The sequence below is a fragment of the Mesoplasma entomophilum genome, from assembly GCF_002804125.1.
Lineage (GTDB): Bacteria > Bacillota_I > Bacilli_A > Mycoplasmatales > Mycoplasmataceae > Mesoplasma > Mesoplasma entomophilum.
The window spans coordinates 186,194-212,935 of sequence record NZ_CP024966.1 but is presented as its reverse complement, the minus strand read 5'-3'; the positions used below and the strand labels follow the sequence as shown (position 1 = coordinate 212,935).

The following is a 26,742-nucleotide window of genomic DNA, read 5'->3' as shown; positions in this document are numbered from 1 at the left end:
ATTACCCTTTCTAATTTCATATTACCAAAAAAAACCAAAAAAAACCAAAATTTTAATTTTGTTTTATTTATTTTTAATAATTATATAAGATAAAATGGATTTTTTTCCAATTAAAAAAAGACCTAAGTCTTTTTATTATTATTTAACGAAATTATCTAACTTAGTTGGATCCATAAATCCTACATTTTTTTTAGCTTCTTTTCCATCTTCAAATAACATTAAAGTTGGAATTGACATAACTTGGTATTGTTGTGCAACCTCAGGAACTAAATCTACATCCAAATCAATAAATTTAATGCCTTCTGTTTTTTGAGCTAGCATATGCACTAAAGGCATTTGCATTTTACAAGGTCCACATCATGTTGCATTAAAATCAACAAATGTTTTTCCTTCACTAATAATTTTATCGAACTCTTCTTTTGATGAAACTTTAATCATTTCTGCCATAATTATATTCTCCTTTGTTTCTTTGTATTTATAGTTTATATCAAACTATTTCTTATTACAAATTAAATCTAATATCATATTTTTAAATTCTTCTAGCTTAACTGTAGTTTGTTGTTCACTACCATATTGGCGATAAGTTACTGAATCGTCTTTTCTTTCTTGATCTCCAATAACTAACTGATATGGTATTTTGCTTGTTTGAGCATCGCGTATTTTATAACTTAAACGTTCATCTCTTAAATCAACATGTGTTCTAACAAAGTCCTTTTTCAAGTATTTTCTTATTTTTTGTGCATATTCAATATTTTCTTCGCTACCAACTGGAATAATCTCAACTTGGTTTGGTGCTAGTCATAAAGGCAATACACCTTTAGTTTGTTCTAACAATGTTGCTATAAATCGTTCATAAGTGCCTATAACACCTCTATGTATCATAATTGGTGCTTTAAATTCTTGATTTTGATCAACATATGTTACATCAAACTTTTTGGGTAATAAGAAGTCTAATTGAATTGTTGAAACTGTAATTTCATGATTTTGAGCAGTTTTAATTTGAATATCTAATTTAGGACCATAGAATGCTGCTTCTCCGATGCATTTTTTATAATCAATTTTTAAGTCTTTTAGCACTTTTTCTAAAGCTGCTTCCGCTTCATCTCACATTTTATCATCTTGATAATATTTAACTTTATCTTCAGGATCTCTTAAACTTAAACTTAAGTAATCAATTTGAATATTAAATGTTTGTAGCACTTCATTAATCATTTTGTAAATTGATTTAAATTCAGCTTCAACTTGATCTGGTCTTACAAAAATATGACTATCTGTTAATTCCATAGCCCTTACACGTTCTAAACCTGTTAGACTACCACTTGATTCATATCTATGTTGTAAAGCATGTTCTGCAATTCTTAAAGGTAAGTCTCTATAACTTCTTTGCTCTTGTTTATAAACAGCTACGTGGTGTGGACAGTTCATAGGTCTTAAAATAAATTGTTCATCGCTTCCACTCCCACCATTAAATGGCTGAAACATGTCTTCACCATAGTGATCTCAGTGTCCAGATTTTTTATACAATTCAACTGTACCAATAACTGGTGTAGTCACATTTATATAGTCATATTCTCATTCTTTTTCCTTAATGAAATTTTTAATTTGTTCTTTAATAATTGTTCCATTTGGCATTCATAAGGGTAATCCTGGTCCAACTAAATGATCAAAACCAAATATTTTCAAAGTCTTATTAATAATTCTGTGGTCTCTGCTTCTTCTGTCTTCTAAAATATCTTTTTTAGCAGTTAATGTTTCAATGCTTTCAGCAGCCATACCATGAATTTTTTGCAGCATAATGTTATCTGAATCATTTAATCAGTATTCACCAGTTAATTGTTGAACTTCAGCAACTTTAATATTTTTTAAATTTAAAACTATTGGATGTTTTGAAACTATTGATACACCATTTAAAGTGTAGACACTAACTTCTCCATAAGTTTTAAACATTTCTTTTGCTAAATGTTTTTGGTATTCATTATCATTAAATAATTCTTCTGCTTCTTTTAATTCCATTTCTCTAGAAATAATAGAATCGTTTTTAATAATTTGGTTAACTCTATTTTGAATGTTTTGCATTTCTTCTAAACCAATTCGTGGTTCAACTTCAAAAGTGATACCATATTCTAATTCGTCTTCTTTATACAATACTTTTGCCAATTTAACATCTTTAAATAATTCTGAAATAGCTACTCCTGTTACAAAAGCTGCAGTGTAGTTTAAAGTTTTATAAAAATCTTCATGTTTATTTGTTATTAATTCTAAAGTTGAATCTTTTCCAACAATATAATCAACTGAAACATATCTTCCATTAACTTTTGCAGCTGCTGTAGCTTTTTTCAGACTTATTGCAATAGCTTCAGCTATTGATTTAACGTTCATTGCTTGATCAAATTCTTTAATTGATCCATCTAATAATTTTATTTTCATACTTTTTCCTCCTTAAAAAAACAAAAACGCCCCTATTTGTTTAGGAGCGTTTAAAACGCGGTACCATCCTAATTTGTATTAAATTAAAAAACTTAATACCTTAATTCAAGGTTTATCGCACCCAACGTAACATTATTTATTTGGTAGTAATGACTATCTATCTTTATTGTTTTTCAGCACCAACAACTCTCTTTAAAAGAATCAATAGTATCGTGTCCAAAATGTTAATTAATATTCACTTTACAAAAATAATTATACAATATTTTCTTTTGATTATAAAAGTTATATACTTTATTTATGCAAAAAAACTAAAGGGAGAATTAAAATAGAAAAAGAATTAGTTTTAAAAGAATTTTATGAAGCTTTTACTAAAGGCAATTTTAAAAAAATGAATAGTTTATATGATCAATCAATCATTTTTAATGACCCCATTTTTAAAGATCTTAATAATAAACAAGTAACTAATATGTGAAAGTCATTGCTTTCAAATAAAAAAGAGTCAAAATTTGAAGTTTCTTATGAAATTATAAAAGAAAATGAAGATATTTTTGTTAGATGAACAGCGACATATTTATTTGGCCCTAAAAAAAGAAAAGTAACTAATGTTGTAGATTCAAAAATGGAAGTCGTAAATGGAAAAATAGTTAAACATACAGATTCATTTAACTTTAAAAAATGAGCAAAACAATCAATTGGTGGACCTGCTTATATTTTTGGTAATCAAAAGTGATTTAAAAATAAAGTTTCAAAAGCTGCTCTTGAAAAAATAGTTTAACAAGTAAAAAAAATCTACCTTTCGGTAGTTTTTTTATTATTTTATTTGAATTAAGCTACTGTAATTTCACGAATATCTTTGTTTCTTACAACTAAGATTTTTGATCCTGATTTTGCACCTCATAATTTTGCAATTTCTGAGATTTGAGCAATATTTTCTTCCAATTCTAATAAGTTAGCAGTTTTGTTCATAAAGATTGAATGTCATACACCAAATGCAGTTCATAATCTTTCTGATTCACTTACTCCTAAAATAGTTACATTTGGTCTAAATTTTGAAATAGTTTTTAACAGAGCTCCAGTTCTTGATAAAACAACAGCAAATTCGTATTGTCCATCACGAGTTCTTTCAGCTAAGTCCATTGCAATATCAGCGCGTGGTCCACTAGTTGAATTTTTAGCGTTTTCTAACTGAGTTTGGTAGTATGCTTTTTTGTAGAATTCAATTTCAGCACGTTTGTTAATTGTAGCCATTGTATTAACAGTAATGAATGGATAATCTCCAGCAGCTGATTCTCCTGATAACATTGTAGCATCTGCTCCCAATTCAGTAGCAAAGTAAACGTCAGTTACTTCAGCTCTTGTAGGTGCTGGGTTTTCTGTCATAGTTTCTAACATTTGAGTAGCAACAATAACAACTTTACCTGCTTCACGACATTTTCTGATAATAATTTTTTCTCAGTATGGTACATCATAGTAAGGGATTTCTAATCCTAAGTCACCACGAGCTATCATAATTCCATCTGATGCTTCAATAATTGCATCAATGTTATCAATTCCAACTTGTGATTCAATTTTTGAAATAATTTGAATATCTGATCCATTAGCTTCTGCTAAAATATCACGAATTTCTTTAACATTTTCAGCTGAGTTAACAAATGATGCAGCAATGTAGTCAACACCTTGTTCTACTCCGTATTTAATATCATTGATATCTTTTTGTGCTAAGAATGGCATTGAGAAATCAACACCTGGTAAATTAACACGCTTGTTAGTTTTAACTAAGTGATTATTGAAAGCAACAGCTTTAACTACACCTGGTTTAACTTCTTCAACAGTCATTTCCAATTTACCATCATCAATTAAAATTGTATCTCCAATTTTTAAGTCAACTGACATATCGTATGCAACTGTCATTTCTCCTGATAAACATTCTTTGTTTTTGAATGATTCAGCATCTGTGTAAATTGTAATTGCTTGGTTTGCAACTACTTCTTGTTTTCCATCTACAAATTTACCAACACGAATTTCTGGTCCCTTTGTATCTAATAAGATTGAAACAGGTTTTCCTAATTCTTCTCTAACTTTTTTTGCTCCAGCAATTCTGTATCCTTGTTCTTCATAATCACCATGTGAAAAATTTAAACGGATTGTTGTCATTCCATTTTGAAATAATTCTTTGATTTGTTCTGGTTCATTTGTTGAAGGACCAGTTGTAGTGATAATTTTAGTACGTTTTACACGTGCTTGTAATTCTTTCTTGTTCATTTATTTTTTTCTCCTATGTACTTTTTCAATATATATTTTAAATTATTTTTTCTTATTTTGATATCTTTGCGTTCAATAATCTTATTTTTTCGATAAATTCTCTCTTATCAGGCTTCGGCATGTTTAATGTTGACTCAATATCTCTTGCAACAAGTTTGTTTTCACTAAGACCAACATATAATCCACCTTTACCTTCAATTAATTTTTCAACTGCATAAAGTGCGGCTGTGAAGGCTAGATAACGATCCATTCCTGATGGACGCCCACCTCTTTGAACGTGTCCTAAGATTGTTGCTCTTGTTACATAACCACTTGCTTCTTCAACTTTTTTTGCCAATTCATTAGCATCAAATTGTTTTTCGCTAACTAAAATAATTAAACTTCTATGGTTTACTTCAGCGAACTTTTTAGCCTGTTCACAAATTTGTTCAATAGTTAATTTACTTTCACTTGGCGAAAATATTTCTGCTTGAGTTGCGATAGCTGCATAAGTAACTAAGTCACCACAACCATTTCCCATAACTTCAATTACAGCTGCACGATTGTGTGATTGCATAGTATCTCGAACTTTTTCAATTGATTCAATAACTGTATTTAATGCTGTATCAAATCCAATTGTGTAATCACTTGAAACAATATCATTATCGATTGTTCCAGGTAAACCAATACAATTAATTCCCATTTCTGTTAATCTTTGAGCTCCCATGTAGCTTCCATCTCCACCAATTACAACTAATGCTTCAATGTCATGAGCTTTTAATTGATCAACAGCTTTTTGTCTTACACTTTCTTCTTTGAATTCTGGTAATCTAGCTGAACCTAAAACAGTTCCACCTTTTGAAATGATTTCTAAAGCAAATTTAGAATCTAATTTTTCAAATCAACCATTAATTAAACCTTTATATCCATCTCTTACACCATAAACTTCAATGCCTTGAGCTTCAGCTGCTTTAACAACTCCAGCAATTGCATTGTTCATTCCAGGTGCATCTCCTCCTGAAGTTAAAACTCCAATTCTTTTCATATTACCCCTTCTTTCATAAAATAAGAATACTTTCTAATTATACTAAACATCTTGTTTTTATGCTCTATGTTTTAAGGAGAAAAAATGAAATAAATAATAAAAAAACCAACATAGTTGGTTTCTTTTATCTTACATGTAAATCAGTTGCTTCAGTTTTAAGAATTTCCATATCTTCTTTAATTTGTTTTATTTTATTTTCAGCATATTCATATGAATCTCTACCTGTAAAAATGTGAAGAGGAGGAGCTTTATCAGTTTTAGTAATATTAATTACAAAGTCACAATATCTTTCAGGGTCTCCATCTTGTTGTTTGTCAAAAGAAGCTAAATTATTAAATCATTTATCTCTTCCTTCTTTATAATCTAAAATTGTTTCTTCTCCAGTAATCAATGACCCTGAACTTAAGAAATTAGTTCTGAATCCACCTGGTTTTATGCATGAAACAGTTATACCTAATGGTTTTAATTCATGACTAATTGATTCTGTTCAACCATCAGTTGCAAACTTAACTGCAGCATAAGTGCTATTATAAGGAACCCCTACATATCCTCAAATTGATGAAGTTGTAAATATATGTCCATATTTTTGTTTACGCATTACTGGTAAAACTGAGCGAGTTACATTGATTGTTCCAAAGAAATTTACTTCAAAACATTCTCTAATTTGCTTATCTGTTGATTCTTCAAATGTTCACAATTGACCATAACCAGCATTATTTAATAATATATCAATTGATCCAAATTCTGCTACGGTTTTTGCAACAGCTTCGTCAATTTCTTTTTGGTTTGAAAGATCTACTTTTAAAGCTAATAGATTTTTATTTGTTCCTAGTTCATCAATTAATTTTTTAGTATTTCTAGTTGTAGCAGCAACTTTGTGTCCTTGCTCTAAAAGTTTTTTTGTTATTCCTAGACCAAATCCTTGACTTGCTCCGGTAATAAATCATACTTTATTTTTCATTATTTTAATATCCTTTAATTAATTTTCAAAATGTAAATTTGTCGCTTGTTTTTCTAATTTATCCATATCTTTTTGAACTGCTGCAATTTTGTTTTTAGCAATTTCATATGAATCTCTACCTGCAAATATGTGCATTGGTGGAACAGAATCATTTTCTGTTAATCCAATAATAAACTCTGCGTATTTTTGAGGATTACCATCTTGATAACCATTTCATGATTTAACTGTGTTAACTCATTCGTCTCTACCAGTTGCATATTCTTCAATTGTTGATTTTCCTGTTTGTAAAGAATCTGAGGTTAAGAAGTTTGTTCTTACTCCTCCAGGTTTAATACTTGAAATACTAATTCCCACAGTTTTTAATTCATGACTAATTGATTCTGCAAATCCATCTAAACCGAATTTAACTACAGCATAAACACTGTTATAAGGAACAGTACCATATCCTCAAGCTGATGATGTAATGTAAATATGTCCATGTTTTTGTTTACGCATTACTGGTATAACTGCATGTGTTACATTTAAAGTACCAATTAAATTAGTTTCAATGTTACCTTTTACATCTTCCATATCAGTTTCTTCAAAAGTTCACATTTGTGAGTAACCAGCATTGTTTAACAATACATCAATTTCTCCAAATTTTTCAACTCCTGTTTCAACTGCTTTTTCAACAGCTTTTAAATCTTTAATATCAACTGATAATGCTAATAAATTTTGATTATCTCCAATAGCGTCTTTGATTTTATCTTTATTACGACTTGTAGCAATAACTTTATGTCCTTTTTTTAATAATTCTTTTGTAACTACTAAACCAATTCCTTGGCCAGCTCCTGTTACGAATCATACTTTATTTTTCATTTTAAAATCTCCTTTATATGATTATAAATTGATTTTAAAACATTATAGTAACTATAGGGCAAGCAAAAAATGTTATTTTAATTTTTTTTGTATTATTTCTTCGAAATTAACTGGATTTCATTCATCCAATATGTTTTCTTCAAGAATTTTTTTATAATGTTTTTCTTTGCTTGTTAACAATTCAAGCTCAGATTGTAAGCCTTTGATTTTTGAAATTAAATCTTTTTTTTGGCTTTGAATGATTTTTAGTCTTTGAGGAACAGTTGAATCACCTTCCATACATAAATTTATATATTCTCTTATGTTTTTTATTTCCATTCCGGCAGATCTTAGTAAGAAAACCATTTTAAATCATTGCAAATTTTCAACTGTTGTATATCTGTAATTATTATCTTCTCTTTCAAAAAATGGCAGCAAGCCTTTTGAATCATAAAATCTTATTGTTTGCTCAGAAACATCAAATATAGTTGCTATTTCTTTAATACCTAACTTTTGTTTTGTTATAACTTTTATATTTTCATTTAATCCTTCACTATTTGTTAAATTATTCATTTTTAAAATTAAAAGTTACTTGTCTTTAAAATTACGTAGTCTACTTTTTTAATAGCTTTTAATGTTTTACCACCTGCATATGAAATAGATGATTGTAAATCTTCTTCCATTTCTTTGTAAGTGTCCATTAATTTACCACGTATTTTAATAAGTTCCTTTTTCCCTTCTACGTATCTTTTTTCACCTTTGTTATATTCACTTGCACTTCCATAGTACTCTTTAAATAAAACACCATCAACTGTTACATTTTTTCCTGGCGATTCTTCATGAGCTGCAAATAAACTTCCTATCATACACATTGTAGCTCCAAATCTAATTGATTTAGCAATATCACCATTAACTCTTAAACCCCCATCTGCAATGATTGGCTTTGTTGCAGCTTTACTGCATCATTTAATTGCTCCAAGTTGTCATCCACCTGTTCCAAAACCTGTTTTTAATTTAGTGATGCAAACTTTACCTGGACCTACTCCAACTTTTGTTGCATCTGCTCCTCAGTGTTCTAAATCTCTTACTGCTTGTGGAGTTGCAACATTACCAGCAATAATAAAAGTTTGATCTCCCATTTTAGTTCTAATGTGTTCAATCATTTCTTTTACACTATTTGCATGTCCATGAGCAATATCAATAGTTATATAATCTGGTATTAAGTTTAATTCAGTTAATTCATTAATCATTTTAAAATCTTGTTCTTTAACACCTACACTAATTGATGATATTAATTTCTTTTCTTTCATTTTTTTTATAAATGAAACAGCATCAAAATCAAATCTATGCATTACATAAAAATAGTTTTTTTCTGCTAACATAACAGATAATTCTTCATTAATAACTGTTGCCATATTTGCTGGAACAACAGGCATTTTAAAAGTATGTTTCCCTAGTGTTACAGAAGTGTTACATTCACTCCTTGAATTTACAACACACATGTTTGGTATAAGTTGAATATCTTCATAATCAAAAGCGTACATATTTTTTCCTCTTAAATTCTCTATAGTTCTATTATAAATAAAAATACCTATTTTTTACAAAATAAGTATTTCTAATATATATGATTCATCCGCTATTTAAAAATCGGGATAAAGTATAAAGAGCTAAGTATTATAATTTCAACCATTAAAATTCACTATTCTTTTTCTTTTTTACTAAGATTAAAATATTATTTAAATTTTTATTTTTTAAAAATTTTGTCATTAATGTATCTTGCTACGCCGTCTTGATAATTTGGGTATTCAGTAATATCATAAGCTGTTTCTTTTAATTCATCTAATGCATTTTCCATAGCTATCCCGTAATCAACTGCTGCTATTAAAGAAAAATCATTGTAACTATCTCCAAAACCATAAGTTTCATATTGACCTGTATTGTTTAAATATTTATTAATTATTTCAACAGCATATCCTTTATCGATATCTTTTGGAGCAATACTTATTACTCTGTTATGGTAATTATCAATTCTGTAGTCATTTCCATATTTCGATTTTATTTTATTAAAATGATGTAAATAAGTATCTAAATCTGTTCCTTTTTTAGTTATTATAGAAATACTTACGATATCTTCTACAATTTCATTTGAGTTTGAAATAACTTTAAATTGTTGTTCCATAATTTCTGCTCATTTCTTAGTGTTTTCTGATTCACCAAATGAATATACAATTTCTTCAGAAGCGAAATTAACTTTACATTCTTTTTCTTCATCAGCTTCTGTGTAATATAAATTAAATACTTCATTAATAATGTTTTTGTCCACTGTTTTATTTAGTATATATTTTCCAGTTTTAAAATCAAAAATTTGAGCTCCATTATTACCAGCAATAATACCACCAAGCTCATCAATTTTTAATTGTTTTGCTATATTTTTTAAGTTTTTTAAAGTTCTGGCTGTAACTGGAATTAAATAACTTCCATTTTCATAAATATTTTTAACTGTGTTAATTGTGTAATCAGAAAACTTGTAGTCATCAAATAATAAAGTTCCATCACAATCACTAAATGCTATAATTTTTTTCATTTCATGCTTTTCCTTTTTCTATTTAATTATTTTATCAAATAAACATTAAAATAATTTTCAAATACATATTAAAAATGGAAGTGCAGAGCTTCTAAGCGAATGTTTCTAAAATTCATAAGCTGATTTGTAGTTCAGAATTTTGCAAATGAAAAAATTTATTTATTTCATTTAATATTTAAATTATATTAGAATCTTTTAAAATTAGTTTTCTTAAGTAAATATCCTTTGATTAATTTATTAACGTTTTCATTAGTATCTTTTTCATAAGAGGTATATGTACTACATGTATAACGTCATAGGTTAAGTTCTTGCACAACTTCATGCAAAAGACTAAATTCTTTTCTATTGTTTTTTGTAATTGATTTAATATTTAAATTTTCTTTTGCAATTAATTCATATTTTTTTATTTGCATGCTTCATGGTTTTATTTCCCATTTTTAATTGCAAACCCTTCTCTGGTAACTCTTTTAAATAGTATGATTATGATTTTCAAACTATATTACAGCTAATAACTAAATCAATTAAAATGACTAATATTTTTTCTTTGATTAATATTTTTAGGTTTATAAGTAATAGGAATTAAATTCATTTTTGAAATTTCTTATAGACAATGCTCATATTTATTGAATTTTTTTCATCAAAATCTAGATAAAAGTAAGTCTTTTAGATTTTATTTTAATTTGTTTCTTTCATTTTAATGAACAAATATTGTTAATGTCTATAAGAAAACTGCACATCTTTGGTTTCTAAATAATTGCGGTCTATTTCTTTTATTTCCTCAGAAAATTGTTGATCAATTTTTATTCAATTTTTTAGCTATAAAAGAAACAAACTTTTTTAACACTTTATAGATAGTTTTTCATTTAAAATTGTTTCTATAATTATTGATCCTAACTTTTTTGGGCTTTAATCAGTCGCAAGTTGCTTTTTTGTATCAAAGAAACTGAAATTTCTATCAGATTATTTTTTTGATAAGTGTTGCAGTTACATTTTTAATTCGTATTTTTAAAATTGTTTTTAAGATCTTTCATTTCACTATTACAACTTTATAACCTTGTCAAACATTTGATTTTCAATATCAGAAGTATGTGAAATAAATAAAACTGTTAAATCAGAGTTTTTTAGAATTAAATTCTCTATTAATTCAGTATTACTTTTATCTAAACTAGCTGTAGGTTCATCTAAATAAATAACTTTTTTATTTGATAACAGTGCTCTACCTATTGCGATTCTTTGAGCTTCACCTTTAGAAATATCTTTGCATTTAAATGATAAAATATTGTTGTTTTTTGATACTAACTCTTGTAAATTAACTAGTTTAACAATATTAAAAATTTCTTTATCACTAATTGACGAATCAAATAAAGTAATATTTTCCTTAAAACTTGCATCAAAAATAATTGTTTCCTGTTGAACATAATAAATTTGATTTCAAATTTGTTTGCTACTAATTTTTAATAAATTTAAATCATTATTTCAAAGAATTTCACCATCATATTCAGATATTAGGCCAAATAAAATTTTCATAAGTGTGCTTTTACCCACACCACTTCTACCTGAAATTAAATATTTCTTACCCTTTTTAATTTCAAAATTTAAACTATTATATAAATTATTTTCATTAATACTTAAATTTAAGTTTTTAATTTTAATTGAGTTAAAAGGCTCAATTTCATTGATCTTAAGTTCTGTATTTTTAAAAATGAATTTTTTAAACAATTCTTTGCTTCCTAATAAGCCAAAAAAAGCTCCTAGCGATCTTTGCGCATTACCTAAAAAATTTCCAGCCAATTGAGGAACAGCAAAAACTAATCCTATTGGTGCTATTTTATATGAAGCTAATATAACAGTCATTATAACAAGACCAATTTGACAAATAGCACCAATTGAATTAATTCCAGTTATCTGTAAATTTTCAATATTTTTATTTTTTTGTTTATAAGTTTCTAGTTCAAAACTCTTTTGACTGATTATTTCACTAAAGATTTCTGTTTTATCATTATATAAAAATTCTCTATATCCCGAAATTACATCTTCAACTTTTGAAGAAAATTCTTCTTGTTTTAACGAAACTTTGTTTACTATTTTAACCATGGATTTTTGTAAAAGCGAAGGAACAATTAGTAGAATAATAAAACATAAAATTGTTACTAATCCCGTTATTCAATTTAATAAAAATATTGCTATTATTGCTAAAAATGCTGTTAAAAATGTTTCAATAAATAAAAACATATTTTCAAAATTTTTACTTTCTATTTGATTTATATCGTTTGTTAATCAACTTATAAGATCTCCTTTATTTTTAGAATCCAAATCTTTTAAATCCAAATTTATAATTTTATTAGAGACTTTATTTCTTAAATATAAATTAAATTCTTTAATTATTTTATTTTTTTGCTGAGTTTGCAAGTATGAAAATAATAAGCATATTCCAAAAGATAAAGCACAAACACCAATTTCTATAAAAAGCAAATTCATTTTTTCTGATGCTCCATTGACTACATCAACAGCTGTATTTATTAAATAACTAATAACGTATCCAGAAAATACTAATGCTGCTGCAGCTATAAAAGCAAGAATAGAAAACCATAGAATACCCATTTTATTTTTTGCATAGACATTTTTCATATATTCACCCCTTTTATTTTTTTATATTAAGGAAATCATACTCTTTTTAATATAAAATAACAATTAAAAAATTTATTTTAAAATAATTTCAAGAACGTAAGGACCAATTAGTGTATTTAAAAAATAGTTACTATGATCATTTTCAACTTGTGCTCTAAAAAAACCATTTTTGTCTTTTAAAGTATTTAAAATTTTTTTTATTTCGTTTATTTTTAATAAGGATGCTTTACTTTCACTTAATTTATACAATACAAATAAAATGCCTGGTAATCCATATAAAAAATCTGTTTTTGAGCAAAGCTGCAAATTAATTTCTAATATTTTATTACAATAAAACTTTTTTTTGTTTTTATTAAAAAGTGACAAAATATAGAGAATTCCTGATGTGCCATTACCAAAATAAGGAGATGCTATATTTTTGGTAACATAGCATCCATTTTTTAAATTATTAACTAACTCATTTTCAATTTTTTTTATAATTTCTAAAAAATCAAAATTATTTTTTAATTTATTTTGTTTTTCATAATGATAAATAAAAAAGAGAATTCCTGAAATGCCCAAATCGAAAGTTAAATTAAAAAAATTTGAAATATTTTCAATTTCAGCAATAGCGCTGTAATAAATTTTTTCTACAATTTTATTTAATTGAAAATCTTCATTATTATAAATTTTTAAAAGAAAAAAACCTATTCCAGATAATCCATTTTTAAAAGAAAAATCTTTAATAAATAATAGAAAATCTATTTTTTTCATTATTTCTTTTTTATAATCTTTAAGCATTTTATTATTAAATTTACTTTTAAATGTGTTTTCTGAAAAATTATTTTTTAATAAAAATAAATTGCAAAATTTTGTTTGATAATTATTTAATTGAATATTATATACATTTTTAGGGTTAAATAATTTCTTGGTTTTTTTTGTTCACATTGTTTTCGTTTCATATTTTAGTGTTATTTTATTTTTTTGAATATTATTGTTATTTTTTCTAAAAAATAAAGTCGAAAAATTAAAGTCAGTAATTTTTAATGTTCTTTTATTTAACTTATTTATAAGTCTCTCAAAGATTTGAATATCAATATTAAAAAGATTACATACATAAGATAATCTTTCATTAATTTTTATCTCTTTTTGCATAGGAAGTAAAAAAGAAAAAGGGGCAAATAAGTCTAATAAAATAAAAAGCAAACTTATTTCATCGCAGCTTTGTTTTTTATAAAAATAGTTATGTTCTAAATTTCTCAAATATGGCTTAAAATCATACAAAAAATTTGATGATTCAAAATCAATTAATATTGGTTCATCATTTTTTATCATTATATTATCTAATTTTAAATCTCCATGAATAATTTTATTATCCTTTAGTATTTTAATCTTATTGACTATTTTTTGAAATATTTCAAGAGATTTACTAACATAATTTTTAATTTCCTTATTTGATGGGTTATTTTGGTTACATATAAATGGGTTATTGGTCATCACTCATTGATTTAAATTTATACCTTCAATAAACTCCTCTATAATATAATAATTTTCTCATTCATAAAATGAATCAATTAATTTTGGTGATATGCTTTTGTTAAGTAAATTACATTTATATTGAACTTTTTCAAGATTTTTAGCAAAATATAATGAATCTATATTTTTTTTCACCAAAAGTGTATTTGGTCTAAATTCTCTAATTATTATTTTTTTCTTATTTTCTAAATAACCCATATAAACATTACCTGAATTATTTTCTTTAATGATATTTTTAATAAAATATTCCTTATTAAGTTTTTTCAATTTGTAAAAATTATATTTTTTGTACTCTCTTTCTAGTGGATCTTTTTTATTTAAATAAAAAGGCTTTGTTAGATTTTCAGAATAATATTGATTTTTTTTCATTTCTATTAATCTTTCTTCACCGAAAACATAACAGTTTTCACCTTTTAAAATCCCATATCTGTAGTAAATACATTTTGAATCTTTAAATCTTCTATCAGAAAAAATGAAAGGGCCTTCTATTTCTTTTGTTTTTGAATATAAAATATTTATAATATTTATAAATTGCTTTTGATTTAAGCAATAAATAGTTATAAATTTTCCTGTTGAAAATTTATTTGTATGTTTTTGTGAATCTTCAATAATTTTTTTATAACTTGTTTGATATTTAAAATTTAAATTAAATTTAAAACAAATTTTTTTTGTAATATTTAATAATTTTTTGTAATTTTTTAAATTTGCTGATAAGTGTATCTTTCATCCTAATTTCGGTACTTTATTAAAAGTTTTATGGTTTAAATAATAAATATAATTTAAATCACGTTTTTTTCTATACATTTTTAAGTTAAATTCATGAATAAAAAGACTAATGCCTAAAAACATTAGTCAAGAAATAAAAATTTTTATGCTTTACAAATAATTGTTATTTGAATTATCGCCTCACTCGCAAAAACAGGTGTTTCTTTCTCTGTATTTATTTGTAAATCTAGAATTTCATTAATTGTCATGAATTTCGCCTTCCTTTCTATTTATGAAAGATATTACTCTTATAAAACAATAAAATCAATAATTAAATAAAAAAAGAATCCGTAAGGATTCTTTCATAAACTGGCAGCGTTCTATTTTCTCACAATGCAATATCGTCGACGCTGTAGAGCTTAACTTCTGTGTTCGGTATGGGAACAGGTGTGACCTCTACGCTATGACCACCAGATCTTTTTTTAAATTGTTCTCTGAAAACTGGATATTAGATGATTACATACTCAATTGCTTCTTTTTTCTAAAATTCTCTCGATCTATTAGTAATGGTTAGCTTAATGCCTCGCGACACTTACACATCCATCCTATCAACCTCATAGTCTATAAGGGATCTTACATTCTAAAGAAATGGGAAAATTCATCTTAAAGGAGGCTTCTCGCTTAGATGCCTTCAGCGATTATCCGTTCCACACATAGCTACCCTGCTGTGCCACTGGCGTGACAACAGGAGCACCAGAGGTGTGTCCATTCCGGTCCTCTCGTACTAGGAACAGCTCTCTTCAATTTTCCTACGCCCACAACAGATAGGGACCAAACTGTCTCACGACGTTCTGAACCCAGCTCGCGTACCGCTTTAATGGGCGAACAGCCCAACCCTTGGAACCGACTACAGCTCCAGGATGCGATGAGCCGACATCGAGGTGCCAAACCTCCCCGTCGATGTGAACTCTTGGGGGAGATCAGCCTGTTATCCCCGGGGTAACTTTTATCCGTTGAGCGACGGCCCTTCCACTCGGGACCGCCGGATCACTAAATCCTACTTTCGTACCTGTTCGACTTGTAAGTCTCACAGTCAATCACACTTATACTTTTGCGCTCTATGCATGATTTCCAACCATGCTGAGTGTAACTTTGAGCGCCTCCGTTACATTTTAGGAGGCGACCGCCCCAGTCAAACTACCCACCAGACACTGTCCTTAACCCGGATAACGGGTCGAAGTTAGAAATCCAATATAACGAGGGTGGTATTCCAAGGTTGACTCCACTGGCCCTAGCGGTCCAGCTTCAAAGTCTCCCACCTATCCTCTACACGTTATACCAAATTTCAATATCAAGTTATAGTAAAGCTCCACGGGGTCTTTCCGTCTAGTTGCGGGTAACCGGCATCTTCACCGGTACTAAAATTTCACCGAGTCTGCAGCCGAGACAGCGAAGGGATCATTACGCCTTTCGTGCGGGTCAGAACTTACCTGACAAGGAATTTCGCTACCTTAGGACCGTTATAGTTACGGCCGCCGTTCACCGGGGCTTCAATTCGAAGCTTCGCTTGCGCTGACTTCTCCTCTTAACCTTCCGGCACTGGGCAGGCGTCACCCCCTATACTTCGTCTTGCGACTTAGCAGAGAGCTGTGTTTTTGCTAAACAGTTGCCCCTCCCTCTTCACTGCGGCTCAACTTGCGTTGAGCACTCCTTCTTCCGAAGTTACGGAGTTATTTTGCAGAGTTCCTTAGCTACAGTTATCTCGCTTACCTTAGGATTTTCTCCTTGACCACGTGTGTTCGTTATAGGTACAGGCTACTAGTTATTAAGTTAGAAGCTTTTCTTGGAAGCGTAGGGTCATGTACTTCGTTACTAGGCGAACCGTTCACTCCTCATAACACTTCAACGTTTAATACAACACGGATTTGCCTATGTTGCCGTCTTTGTGCTTAACCCAGGACATCCATCACCTGGGATACACTACCTTTCTCCGTCACTCCATCACTAACTAGCAGGTACAGGAATATCAACCTGTTGTCCATCGACTACGCCTTTCGGCCTCGCCTTAGGTCCTGACTAACCCTGGGTGGACGAACCTTGCCCAGGAAACCTTGGTCAAACGGTATGAATGATTCTCACATTCAATCGTTACTCATGCCGGCATAATCACTTCTAATCGTTCCACCAGTCCTCACAGTCTGACTTCATCACAATTAGAACGCTCCCCTATCACTGTATTAAAAATACAATCCGTAGCTTCGGTATTAGGTTTAGCCCCGGTACATTTTCGGCGCAGAATCACTCGACTAGTGAGCTGTTACGCACTCTTTAAATGGTGGCTGCTTCTAAGCCAACATCCTAGCTGTCTGTGCAATTCCACATCCTTACACACTTAACCTAAATTTAGGGACCTTAGCTGACGATCTGGGCTGTTTCCCTCTCGAGCATGGACCTTATCACCCATGTTCTGACTGCCGAGTATCCGACAATGGCATTCGGAGTTTAATTCTATTCAGTACCCCTAGGTGGGGCCATCATAGATTCAGTGCTCTACCTCCATTGTGGTAAACCTCGACGCTATACTTAAATATATTTCGGGGAGAACTAGCTATCTCCGGGTTCGATTGGAATTTCACCGCTAGCCACAAGTCATCCGCGGTCATTTCAACGAACGTCGGTTCGGTCCTCCATTTGGTTTTACCCAAACTTCAACCTGCTCATGGCTAGATCACCCGGTTTCGTGTCTAATGCAACGTACTAAACGCCCTATTAAGGCTCGCTTTCACTACGGCTCCGCATATTCTGCTTAACCTCGCACGATACATTAACTCGCCGGCTCTTTCTACAAAAAGCACGATATCACCCATTAACGGGCTCTATCTTCTTGTAAGCACATGGTTTCAGGAACTATTTCACTCCCCTCTCGGGGTACTTTTCACCTTTCCCTCACGGTACTGGTTCACTATCGGTAAAATGGGAGTATTTAGGCTTGCCGAGTGGTCTCGGCGGATTCCGACAAAATTTCACGTGTTTCGCCGTACTCAGGATCCATCTAAGAGATCAACACATTTCGTATACGGGGGTATCACCCTCTATGCCGCTACTTCCCAGTAGCTTCTACTATATGTTGATTTTGTAACTCTAAAAAGATGTCCTACAACCCCAGCCCGTAGACTGGTTTGGCCTCTTCCGCGTTCGCTCGCCGCTACTAACAGAATCATTATTTATTTTCTTTTCCTCTTGGTACTAAGATGTTTCAGTTCCCAAGGTTCCCTTCTCATAAGCTATGTATTCACTTATGGATAATACGAGATTAATCGTATTGGGTTTCCCCATTCGGATATCACCGGATCAAAGCTCACTTCCAGCTCCCCGATGCTTTTCGCAGGTAATCACGTCCTTCTTCGGCTCCATTTTCCAAGGCATTCACCATGTGCCCTTACTATTTTTTAGAAAAAATCTTAAAGCAATTGATAATTGATTCAGTAAAAATTTATTTTTATTTGTTAAAAATTGTTGATTTATTTTAATCTTTTACAATGCTTTTCATCTAATATTCAGTTTTCAAAGAACAATTCTCTTTCAGAGATTATATTTAAATAATCCCTGAAAACTAAATAGAACATATAATAGTCAATCTGTTTTGTTTTTATCTCCATAGAAAGGAGGTGATCCATCCGCACGTTCCCGTACGGATACCTTGTTACGACTTAACCCCAATCGCTAGTCCTACCTTGGGACGCGCCTTCCTTACGGTTAGGAAACGTACTTCTGGTATTACCAACTCTCGTGGTTTGACGGGCGGTGTGTACAAGACCCGAGAACGTATTCACCGCGACATAGCTGATTCGCGATTACTAGTGATTCCGGCTTCATGAAGTCGAGTTGCAGACTTCAATCCGAACTGAGACCGACTTTTTGAGATTAGCTCCCCCTCGCGAGATTGCGACTCTTTGTATCGGCCATTGTAGCACGTGTGTAGCCCAGGACATAAGGGGCATGATGATTTGACGTCATCCCCACCTTCCTCTAGCTTACACTAGCAGTCTCGTTAGAGTCCTCAACTTAATGTTAGTAACTAACGACAAGGGTTGCGTTCGTTGCGGGACTTAACCCAACACCTCACGGCACGAACTGACGACAACCATGCACCACCTGTATCAATGTTAACCTCCACTACATCTCTGTAGCTTTGCACTGTATGTCAAGCCCTGGTAAGGTTCTTCGTGTTGCTTCGAATTAAACCACATGCTCCACCACTTGTGCGGGTCCCCGTCAATTCCTTTGAGTTTCACTCTTGCGAGCATACTACTCAGGCGGAGTACTTAATGCGTTAGCTGCAGCACTGAGGTAATCCCCAATACTTAGTACTCAACGTTTACGGCGTGGACTACTAGGGTATCTAATCCTATTTGCTCCCCACGCTTTCGTGCCTCAGCGTCAATAATCAGCCAGTAAGCCGCTTTCGCCACTGGTGTTCTTCCATATATCTACGCATTTTACCGCTACACATGGAATTCCGCTTACCTCTCTGATATTCTAGTCCCGCAGTTTTCAAGGCGAACCGGAGTTGAGCTCCGGGCTTTAACCTCAAACTTGCGAAACCGCCTACGCACCCTATACGCCCAATAAATCCGGATAACGCTTGCCACCTATGTATTACCGCGGCTGCTGGCACATAGTTAGCCGTGGCTTTCTGGTAAGGTACCGTCAAGATAAGAGCATTTCCTCTCCTATGTTTTCTTCCCTTACAACAGAGCTTTACAACCCGAAGGCCGTCATCACTCACGCGGCATTGCTTCATCAGACTTTCGTCCATTGTGAAAAATTCCCTACTGCTGCCTCCCGTAGGAGTCTGGGCCGTATCTCAGTCCCAATGTGGCCGATCAACCTCTCAGTTCGGCTACGTATCATCGCCTAGGTGGGCCTTTACCCCGCCTACTAGCTAATACGCCGCATCCTCATCTTCTAGTGATCCAAACGGATCTTTGAATGTTTTCTCATGCGATAATAACATCCACATGCGGTATTACCTTTCGTTTCCAAAAGTTATCCCCCGCTAGAAGGTAGATTAGATACGTGTTACTCACCCGTTCGCCACTGAGGTGCAAGCACCTCCGTTCGACTTGCATGTATTAGGCATGCCGCCAGCGTTTATCCTGAGCCAGGATCAAACTCTCATTTTAAATTATTGTTTTGATTCTGACTATTATATTTTTTTGTATATTATTCTGTACTCAATTTGAAATTGTTACAGGATTGTACAATTGTTGTTCTATTTAGTTTTCAAAGATCATTTTTATGCCTTTTTAAGGGCACAATAATAAATATACACTAATTTTATTTTGTATGCAATATTTTTTTTAAATTAATTAAAATATTTTTAAAAAGTTAATTTAGCTATATTTTCAAATAAAAAAACTAGCAATATTTGTATACTAGTTTTGTTTTCTTATGGTGCGGGATAAGGGACTCGAACCCTTACGTCAAAGACGCTAGATCCTAAGTCTAGTGCGTCTGCCAATTCCGCCAATCCCGCAGGATGGTGACTCGCCGGAGGCTCGAACTCCGGACCCACTGGTTAAAAGCCAGTTGCTCTACCGACTGAGCTAGCGAGTCATTAACTTTGGACAATAAAAATATTATCATTATTTTTTTAAATAATCAATGTTAAATATAAAAATAAAATTTTAATAAAATAAAAGCACCAATGGTGCTAATTCAAAATTGACAATGGTGCTGACTAGAGGATTTGAACCCCCGACCTACTGATTACAAGTCAGTTGCTCTACCAACTGAGCTAAGTCAGCACAAAAAAAATGGTGGAGTGCAACGGGCTCGAACCGCTGACCGCCTGCTTGTAAGGCAGGAGCTCTCCCAACTGAGCTAGCACTCCAATAATAAATGGTAGCCTGTACGGGGTTCGAACCCGTGTGTCCACGGATGAAAACCGTGTGTGTTAACCGCTTCACCAACAGGCCAAATGTAATGGCGGCTTTTACAGGACTTGAACCTGTGACAAACCGGTTAACAGCCGGTTGCTCTACCAACTGAGCTAAAAAGCCAAATACAAATTATTGGTTATTTATTTAATTTTGTTATCCCTTGGGACAATAAAAATATTATCATATAAAAAATAAGTTGTAAATAAAATTTTGTAATTTTTATTTTTTTTTAATTTTATATCAAAAAAACACTCTTTTTTGAGTGTTTAGTTTATTTACTTATATGTTTTTCGTATAAAACAAATGTATTTTCCATTAACGTTATTACTGTCATTGGACCAACCCCACCCGGAACTGGAGTTATGTAACTAGCTTTTAATTTAACTTTTTCAAAATCAACATCCCCAACAAGCTTATTAGTTATTGGATCTCTTATGATTCCTACGTCTATAACAATAGCATCATTTTTGATCATATCTTCAGTAATAATAAATTGTTTTCCAGTTGCGCTAATAATAATATCAGCACCAACTGTGTGTTTTTTAATATCTTTTGTATTTTTGTTGCACATTGTTACAGTTGCTTGTTTATTTAATAACATCATTCCTAAAGGTTTACCTACAATATTGCTTGTTCCAATTAAAGTAATATCTTTATTATTAATATTAATATTGTATTCTTCCAATAAATTAATGATTCCTAAGGGTGTACATGGATAAATAGTGTCATATCCTTGTAACATTTTTCCCTGATTTATATAATGAAAACCATCAACATCTTTTAATGGAGTTATTGCTTGTAAATAATCTTCTTCAACAAAATCAATTGGTAAAGGTAATTGTAATAATATTCCATCAATACTTGCATCTTTATTTAGTTCATTAATTTTGTTATATAAATCTTCTTTTTTAATATTATTTTCAAATCTTAAAAGTTGAGAATCAATCCCTACTTCATTAGCAACTTTAATTTTATGAGAAACATAAACTTCACTAGCAGGATCATTGCCAACCATAATAACAACTAATTTAGGTTTTCTTAATCCTTGATTTTGATATTTTGAAATTCTTAATGCTAATTCTTTTTTTCTTTTTAAAGCTATTTTTTTTCCATCTAAAATAATCATAATATCACCTATCCTATTGTTACGTCTTCTTCTAAATATTTAAAGTTTGTTTTTCTTGATGGTTTAATAAATGCTAATAATGTATTTGAAATTCCTAATTGACCTAAGAACATACATAAAATAATCAATAGCTTAGTTAATACACCAAAGTTATACATTTGATGTTGAGTGAAAGGATTCATTCCGACGGTTCCATAAGCACTAGTTATCAAAGTTAATATTTGAATTATGCTTGCATCACCTTGATTTTGCACAAGTTCTCCTGCTACTCCATTTTCAACACCGGGTGTTAAATAAGCGTTTGAATCAAAGTAAATTAATATAATTACAATAGTTAATATAAGTACAGAAATAAAGAATACTGAAAAACTTCTTCTTACGGTTTCAGCAGGAATGACTTTTTTAAATGCACTTGTGTAGTTTTTATTTCTAATAACTGCTCATGTTGAAAGAATAATAATTGCAAATGTTGTAGTTCGAATTCCTCCTGCTGTTGAAGATGGCGCTGAACCTATAAACATTAATGAAGATAATATTGTTTTTGATGAGGCATTAAAATCATTAATAGGAACAGTTGAAAATCCAGCGTTTCTACAAGCAGTAGTATTAAATATAATATCCATTGCTACAGCATATCCTGGTTTAGCTTGAGTTACAATAACATTAATTGGCATTTGAGTTAATGGATCTGTTTCATATGTATAGTAATTAAAAATCAATGAGTTCGCTTGATTTGAATATTCACTTGCAAAAACCAATAAAGGCCCTACAACAAATAAAATTGAATAAACCCAGAAGTTTAGCTTTGTAAATAAACTAAATCTAACTTTTTGTCCAACTCTTCTAGCTTTTAATTTTCTTTTAATATCATGGAATGTTGGATAACCTAATCCACCAATTACTCATTCCAATAAAAAAACTATTTGGATAGCATACGCTTGATGACCTTCAATATTATAAGGTTGAAGTGAATTTGTTGATAATAAATCATAACCAGCATTATTAATTGCACTAGTTGAGTGAAAAATAGCAAATCAAATTGATTTCATAAAATTGTGATAAGGTGAAACAACATTTAAATTTGGGTTTGAATGAGTACCATTAGCACCAATAACCTGATTTAATGATTCACTTGCTGGTTCTGAAAAGAAAAATAAGAAAAATAAAACTCCTGCAGCAATTAATTGCACAAATGTTAAAAATATAAATCCATCTTTTATTAACTCAATAGTTGATGACTTAACATCATTTCCACGTTCTGATTGAGCAACCACAGTATCACTAAGTGAAATTTTTTTATTGATGGCAATAAATAAAATAATTTTTAATGTTAAAACTCCAATCCCACCCATTTCAATTAAGATAAGTAAAATTAATTGACCTCAAAATGTGTAATCATGTGAAGGATCAATAATGTTAATCCCAGTATCACTAAACGCACTTGAAGCTGTAAATATTCCGGTTAAATAATCTCATCTAAAGTCATAACCATTTAAGTCGTTATTTACAACTATTCCAGGAATACATAGCAAAAATCCACCAAATAAAACTATAAATAAATAAATTAAAAATATTCTTCCTGATACTTTAGATAATGGTCATCAAGTTTTAAGTTTAAAAAAAGCTTTTTGGGGATCAAACTTATTTTTTTGCTGGTTGTCTTTTGACATTTTGAGTCAATTAGGTTTATCTGACCTTTTTCTTTTACTAGTCATTTGATTACCCCCATTCATAGTAATTATTATACAATTTAATTATTACAAATGTATAATTATTAAAGTATCAAGAGAAGGTGTATATTATGGCAAAGAAAAAAAGTATTGCAATTATTGGAGTTTCAAATTTTAGTTTATCTGTAATAAAAACGCTTGTTGACAAAAAACAACAAGTTACAGTTTTTGATTATGATGAAGATAAATTAAACTTGCATTTATCAGAATACGAGTATGGAGTTGATGTTGTTGTATTAGATTCAACTAACAAAATGGCGTTGACTAAAAATGGAATTAAAGCATATGATGTTGTTATTGTTGGAGTTGGAACAAACATTGAATCAGGATTAATGACAGTTTTAAACTTAATTGACTTAGAATGTGAGAATGTTATTGCCAGAGCCAGAGATGAAAAACACAAAAGAATTCTTACAGCATTAGGTTTGAGTGAAAATCAGATTATTCTTCCAGATGCATTAGCTGGTAATATAGTTGCAGCTAGATCAATGTTTAATATTGATTTGGACGTAGACGTTCAATCAATAGATGAAGACTTTATTTCAACAACATTAAATGTGACAAACCATAATATATTTAATAAAACTATTTTAGCCGCAGGACTTTCAACAACAAAAGACTTTAACATTATTCAAATAAGACGCAAAGGTAAAATTTTATTACCTGATGATTACACTGAATTAAAAGAAGCAGACGATGTTGTAGTTTTTGCTAGAACAACAGTTATTAATGAACTAGCTGAGAAAATCCAAGGTGGAGCTAAAGACAAAAAAGATGTTAATGATGAATTAGTTATTTTTGAAGAATTGGAAAACGATAATAATAAAAATGTTAATAAGTCTATTGACGATAAAAAGAAAGATGATGACTTGTTTGATTCAACTGCTGCAGACGATCTGTTTGATTCAATTATATTTGACGATAATGTCAATGAAACCGTTGATGTTCTAAAATTGGAAAAAAATAAGAAATCATTAAAAAAATAATAATAACATGATAGTATTTTGCTATCTTTTTTATATGCAAATTTAAAATTTATCATTTATAATTTTATGCAAGGAGGAAAAAATTATGAAAGAATGAGCTAAAAAGAATTTATGATCTTTAATTTCAGTTATTGCTGCAGCTGCTTTTGCAATTTTAGTTATTGCAACAATCTTTGGAATTGGTTTAGGAGCTAAACAAGGTGGATCAGTTATTAAATATGGTGCCGAAGGATTAGAAGAGTTACACAAAAGTGTAAACAGCATGATTTCAGCTGCTTTAGCATTAGCATGTATTGCTATTGTACCTGTGGTTATTAGATTAATCTTAGGAATCTTAGGAATCGATGCTTTTGCTAGATTATTTAACTCAGCTTCAATTGGACTTGCATTAATATCAGTTATTTTATTAATTGCTGGTAACATCACATTATTAAGTGCTGATGGAGTTAAAGTTGCAGTTGGATCAATTATAGGATTCTATGTTGTAATTATCTTGGGCTTCTTAGTTTTAACTGGACCTGTTGTTAGAAAATAATTTCAAAAATAAAAATGAAGCTCGCGCTTCATTTTTTTTAATTTAATTTAGATTCAACCAATTTAACAATTATATTCATTCCAGCTTCTGGATTAACGTTTCCACCAGTTACTTTCATTAATTGACCCATAATAGTTTTTGTAACTCTTTCTGGTCTTTCATTATATTGTTCAAGTAATTCGATATTACTTTCAATAATAGGATTTACTAAATTTGTTATTTCATTTTCATCACTAATCATTTTAATATTTAGTTCTTCAACAATTGTCATTACAGATTTTGATGAATCTTTCATAATAATAGGTAAGATTGTTTTTGTATGTTTTGATGATATAACAGATTGATCAACTAAATTAATCATTTCAGCTAAGTAAACTGGTGATAATGCCATTTTATCAATTGATGTATTTTCATTATTTAATTGCGCTTGAATATCACTAATTAAAATATTTGCTACTTTAGTATAGTTATTAGTATGTTTAATTGCTTCTTCAAAAAATTCAGTCATTTCAATACTTGTTAATATAATATTTGCATCATTGCTAGATAATTTATATTCGTTAGTATACTTAACTCTTTTAATATCAGCTAATTCAGGAGAATTTTTAATACATTCATCTACTCAATTTTCATCTAATTGAATTGGCATAATGTTTGGTTCTCTAAAATATTTGTAATCTAACGCATCAGATTTACTACGCATAGAAACTGTTGAGTTTGTTGAATCATCAAATCTACGTGTTTCTTGAATAATAGGTTGATTGTTCAACATCATTTTAGTTTGACGTTCAACTTCAAATTCAATAGCTCTTTTAATGTTAGAAATTGAGTTCAAGTTTTTAACTTCTACTTTGTTTGAGAATTCTTCAGTTCCAAATGGTCTAATAGAAATATTAACATCTGTTCTTAAACTTCCTTCATTCATTTTAACGTCACTGACTTTTAAGAATAATAATACTTCTCTCAATTTTTCAACATAAGCACATGCTTCATCAGCACTTCTCAAAACTGGTCTTGTAACAATTTCCACTAAACCTGTTCCTGCTCTATTGTAGTCAATAAATGTTAAATCATCTTTATGAATTTGTTTAGCTGTATCTTCTTCCATGTGTAGTCTTTCAATATCAACTTCTTTTTCAACTCCATTAACATTAATGATCAATTTACCATTTTTCCCAATTGGATTATATTGTTGGGTAATTTGATAACCTTTAGTTAAATCTGGGTAAAAGTAATTTTTACGATCAAATTTTACTAAAGTATCTATTTCCATTTTTAAAGCACTACATGCTCTAATTGCTAATTCAATTCCTTTTTTGTTAATTGTTGGTAAACTTCCAGGATAAGCCATATCAGTTTCATTTACATTTGTATTTGGAGTTTCACCATAACTCACTGGAGCTGATGAAAACATCTTAGTTTTGGTTTTTAATTCAACATGATTTTCAATCCCGATAATTATTTCAAAATTTTTCAT

At 30.2% G+C, this 26,742-nt stretch carries 18 protein-coding genes, 6 tRNA genes and 3 rRNA genes; 3 read left to right on the top strand and 24 right to left on the bottom strand.

The window, feature by feature from the left end:
* Nucleotides 1–138: 138 nt before the first annotated feature.
* Both trxA and thrS read right to left on the bottom strand, forming a co-directional pair.
* On the bottom strand, nucleotides 139–447 hold the full coding sequence (gene trxA / locus MENTO_RS00955; protein ID WP_099651024.1) for a thioredoxin: 309 nt from the start codon (nucleotides 445–447) through the stop codon (nucleotides 139–141).
* A gap of 45 nt (nucleotides 448–492) precedes the next feature.
* A complete protein-coding gene (gene thrS, locus MENTO_RS00950) occupies nucleotides 493–2,427 on the bottom strand; it encodes a threonine--tRNA ligase (RefSeq protein ID WP_099651023.1) in 1,935 nt (644 codons plus the stop codon).
* Between the two features lie 388 nt (nucleotides 2,428–2,815).
* Here thrS and MENTO_RS00945 point away from each other — a divergent pair, with 388 nt between their 5' ends.
* Nucleotides 2,816–3,202 carry a nuclear transport factor 2 family protein gene (locus tag MENTO_RS00945; protein WP_167372665.1) on the top strand — a complete coding sequence of 129 codons (387 nt, stop codon included), beginning with the start codon at nucleotides 2,816–2,818 and terminating at the stop codon, nucleotides 3,200–3,202.
* Between the two features lie 50 nt (nucleotides 3,203–3,252).
* On the opposite strand, the gene pyk is transcribed toward MENTO_RS00945, so the two are convergent.
* The 21 genes from pyk to MENTO_RS00840 all read right to left on the bottom strand — a co-directional run bounded on the left by pyk (nucleotide 3,253) and on the right by MENTO_RS00840 (nucleotide 23,747).
* Nucleotides 3,253–4,689 carry a pyruvate kinase gene (gene pyk, locus MENTO_RS00940; protein ID WP_099651021.1) on the bottom strand — a complete coding sequence of 479 codons (1,437 nt, stop codon included), beginning with the start codon at nucleotides 4,687–4,689 and terminating at the stop codon, nucleotides 3,253–3,255.
* A gap of 52 nt (nucleotides 4,690–4,741) precedes the next feature.
* Nucleotides 4,742–5,713, bottom strand: a complete 972-nt coding sequence (gene pfkA / locus MENTO_RS00935; RefSeq protein ID WP_099651020.1) for a 6-phosphofructokinase — start codon at nucleotides 5,711–5,713, stop codon at nucleotides 4,742–4,744.
* Nucleotides 5,714–5,837: 124 nt separating this feature from the next.
* Complete coding sequence (locus tag MENTO_RS00930; protein ID WP_099651019.1) at nucleotides 5,838–6,674, bottom strand: SDR family oxidoreductase; 837 nt, start codon at nucleotides 6,672–6,674, stop codon at nucleotides 5,838–5,840.
* 18 nt (nucleotides 6,675–6,692) lie between these two features.
* Nucleotides 6,693–7,532: an SDR family oxidoreductase gene (locus tag MENTO_RS00925; protein ID WP_099651018.1), complete on the bottom strand. Its 840-nt coding sequence runs from the start codon at nucleotides 7,530–7,532 to the stop codon at nucleotides 6,693–6,695.
* A 72-nt stretch (nucleotides 7,533–7,604) separates the two neighbouring features.
* Nucleotides 7,605–8,084 carry a MerR family transcriptional regulator gene (locus MENTO_RS00920; RefSeq protein ID WP_099651017.1) on the bottom strand — a complete coding sequence of 160 codons (480 nt, stop codon included), beginning with the start codon at nucleotides 8,082–8,084 and terminating at the stop codon, nucleotides 7,605–7,607.
* Between the two features lie 8 nt (nucleotides 8,085–8,092).
* A complete protein-coding gene (locus MENTO_RS00915) occupies nucleotides 8,093–9,055 on the bottom strand; it encodes a GMP reductase (RefSeq protein ID WP_099651016.1) in 963 nt (320 codons plus the stop codon).
* Between the two features lie 200 nt (nucleotides 9,056–9,255).
* The gene (locus tag MENTO_RS00910; protein ID WP_099651015.1) at nucleotides 9,256–10,095 is read right to left on the bottom strand and encodes an HAD family hydrolase; all 840 of its coding nucleotides are present in this window, start codon (nucleotides 10,093–10,095) and stop codon (nucleotides 9,256–9,258) included.
* Between the two features lie 185 nt (nucleotides 10,096–10,280).
* Nucleotides 10,281–10,508, bottom strand: a complete 228-nt coding sequence (locus MENTO_RS00905; protein ID WP_099651014.1) for a hypothetical protein — start codon at nucleotides 10,506–10,508, stop codon at nucleotides 10,281–10,283.
* Nucleotides 10,509–11,133: 625 nt separating this feature from the next.
* On the bottom strand, nucleotides 11,134–12,723 hold the full coding sequence (locus MENTO_RS00900) for an ATP-binding cassette domain-containing protein (protein WP_099651013.1): 1,590 nt from the start codon (nucleotides 12,721–12,723) through the stop codon (nucleotides 11,134–11,136).
* Between the two features lie 72 nt (nucleotides 12,724–12,795).
* Complete coding sequence (locus MENTO_RS00895) at nucleotides 12,796–15,042, bottom strand: class III lanthionine synthetase LanKC N-terminal domain-containing protein (protein WP_167372664.1); 2,247 nt, start codon at nucleotides 15,040–15,042, stop codon at nucleotides 12,796–12,798.
* Between the two features lie 268 nt (nucleotides 15,043–15,310).
* Nucleotides 15,311–15,418: ribosomal RNA gene (rrf, locus tag MENTO_RS00890) — 5S ribosomal RNA — on the bottom strand.
* A 64-nt stretch (nucleotides 15,419–15,482) separates the two neighbouring features.
* Nucleotides 15,483–18,396, bottom strand: a 23S ribosomal RNA gene (locus tag MENTO_RS00885).
* Nucleotides 18,397–18,604: 208 nt separating this feature from the next.
* Nucleotides 18,605–20,129 (bottom strand): 16S ribosomal RNA (locus MENTO_RS00880).
* The 16S, 23S and 5S rRNA genes sit together here with 6 tRNA genes alongside, the layout of an rRNA operon.
* 269 nt (nucleotides 20,130–20,398) lie before the next feature.
* Nucleotides 20,399–20,482: transfer RNA gene (locus tag MENTO_RS00875), tRNA-Leu, on the bottom strand.
* Nucleotides 20,483–20,486: 4 nt separating this feature from the next.
* Nucleotides 20,487–20,562 (bottom strand) — tRNA-Lys (locus tag MENTO_RS00870).
* Between the two features lie 115 nt (nucleotides 20,563–20,677).
* Nucleotides 20,678–20,753: transfer RNA gene (locus tag MENTO_RS00865), tRNA-Thr, on the bottom strand.
* Nucleotides 20,754–20,763: 10 nt separating this feature from the next.
* A tRNA-Val gene (locus tag MENTO_RS00860) sits at nucleotides 20,764–20,839 on the bottom strand.
* A 9-nt stretch (nucleotides 20,840–20,848) separates the two neighbouring features.
* Nucleotides 20,849–20,924: transfer RNA gene (locus MENTO_RS00855), tRNA-Glu, on the bottom strand.
* An 8-nt stretch (nucleotides 20,925–20,932) separates the two neighbouring features.
* Nucleotides 20,933–21,008, bottom strand: a tRNA-Asn gene (locus tag MENTO_RS00850).
* Between the two features lie 151 nt (nucleotides 21,009–21,159).
* Nucleotides 21,160–22,014 carry a bifunctional 5,10-methylenetetrahydrofolate dehydrogenase/5,10-methenyltetrahydrofolate cyclohydrolase gene (locus tag MENTO_RS00845; protein WP_099651011.1) on the bottom strand — a complete coding sequence of 285 codons (855 nt, stop codon included), beginning with the start codon at nucleotides 22,012–22,014 and terminating at the stop codon, nucleotides 21,160–21,162.
* An 8-nt stretch (nucleotides 22,015–22,022) separates the two neighbouring features.
* Nucleotides 22,023–23,747: a potassium transporter TrkG gene (locus MENTO_RS00840; protein WP_099651010.1), complete on the bottom strand. Its 1,725-nt coding sequence runs from the start codon at nucleotides 23,745–23,747 to the stop codon at nucleotides 22,023–22,025.
* 68 nt (nucleotides 23,748–23,815) lie between these two features.
* Here MENTO_RS00840 and MENTO_RS00835 point away from each other — a divergent pair, with 68 nt between their 5' ends.
* Both MENTO_RS00835 and MENTO_RS00830 read left to right on the top strand, forming a co-directional pair.
* On the top strand, nucleotides 23,816–24,730 hold the full coding sequence (locus tag MENTO_RS00835; RefSeq protein ID WP_099651009.1) for a potassium channel family protein: 915 nt from the start codon (nucleotides 23,816–23,818) through the stop codon (nucleotides 24,728–24,730).
* Between the two features lie 85 nt (nucleotides 24,731–24,815).
* Nucleotides 24,816–25,265, top strand: coding sequence for a hypothetical protein (locus MENTO_RS00830; RefSeq protein WP_099651008.1), 450 nt, complete (start codon nucleotides 24,816–24,818; stop codon nucleotides 25,263–25,265).
* Nucleotides 25,266–25,302: 37 nt separating this feature from the next.
* Here MENTO_RS00830 and gatB read toward each other — a convergent pair whose 3' ends face one another.
* A complete protein-coding gene (gene gatB, locus MENTO_RS00825; RefSeq protein ID WP_099651007.1) occupies nucleotides 25,303–26,742 on the bottom strand; it encodes an Asp-tRNA(Asn)/Glu-tRNA(Gln) amidotransferase subunit GatB in 1,440 nt (479 codons plus the stop codon).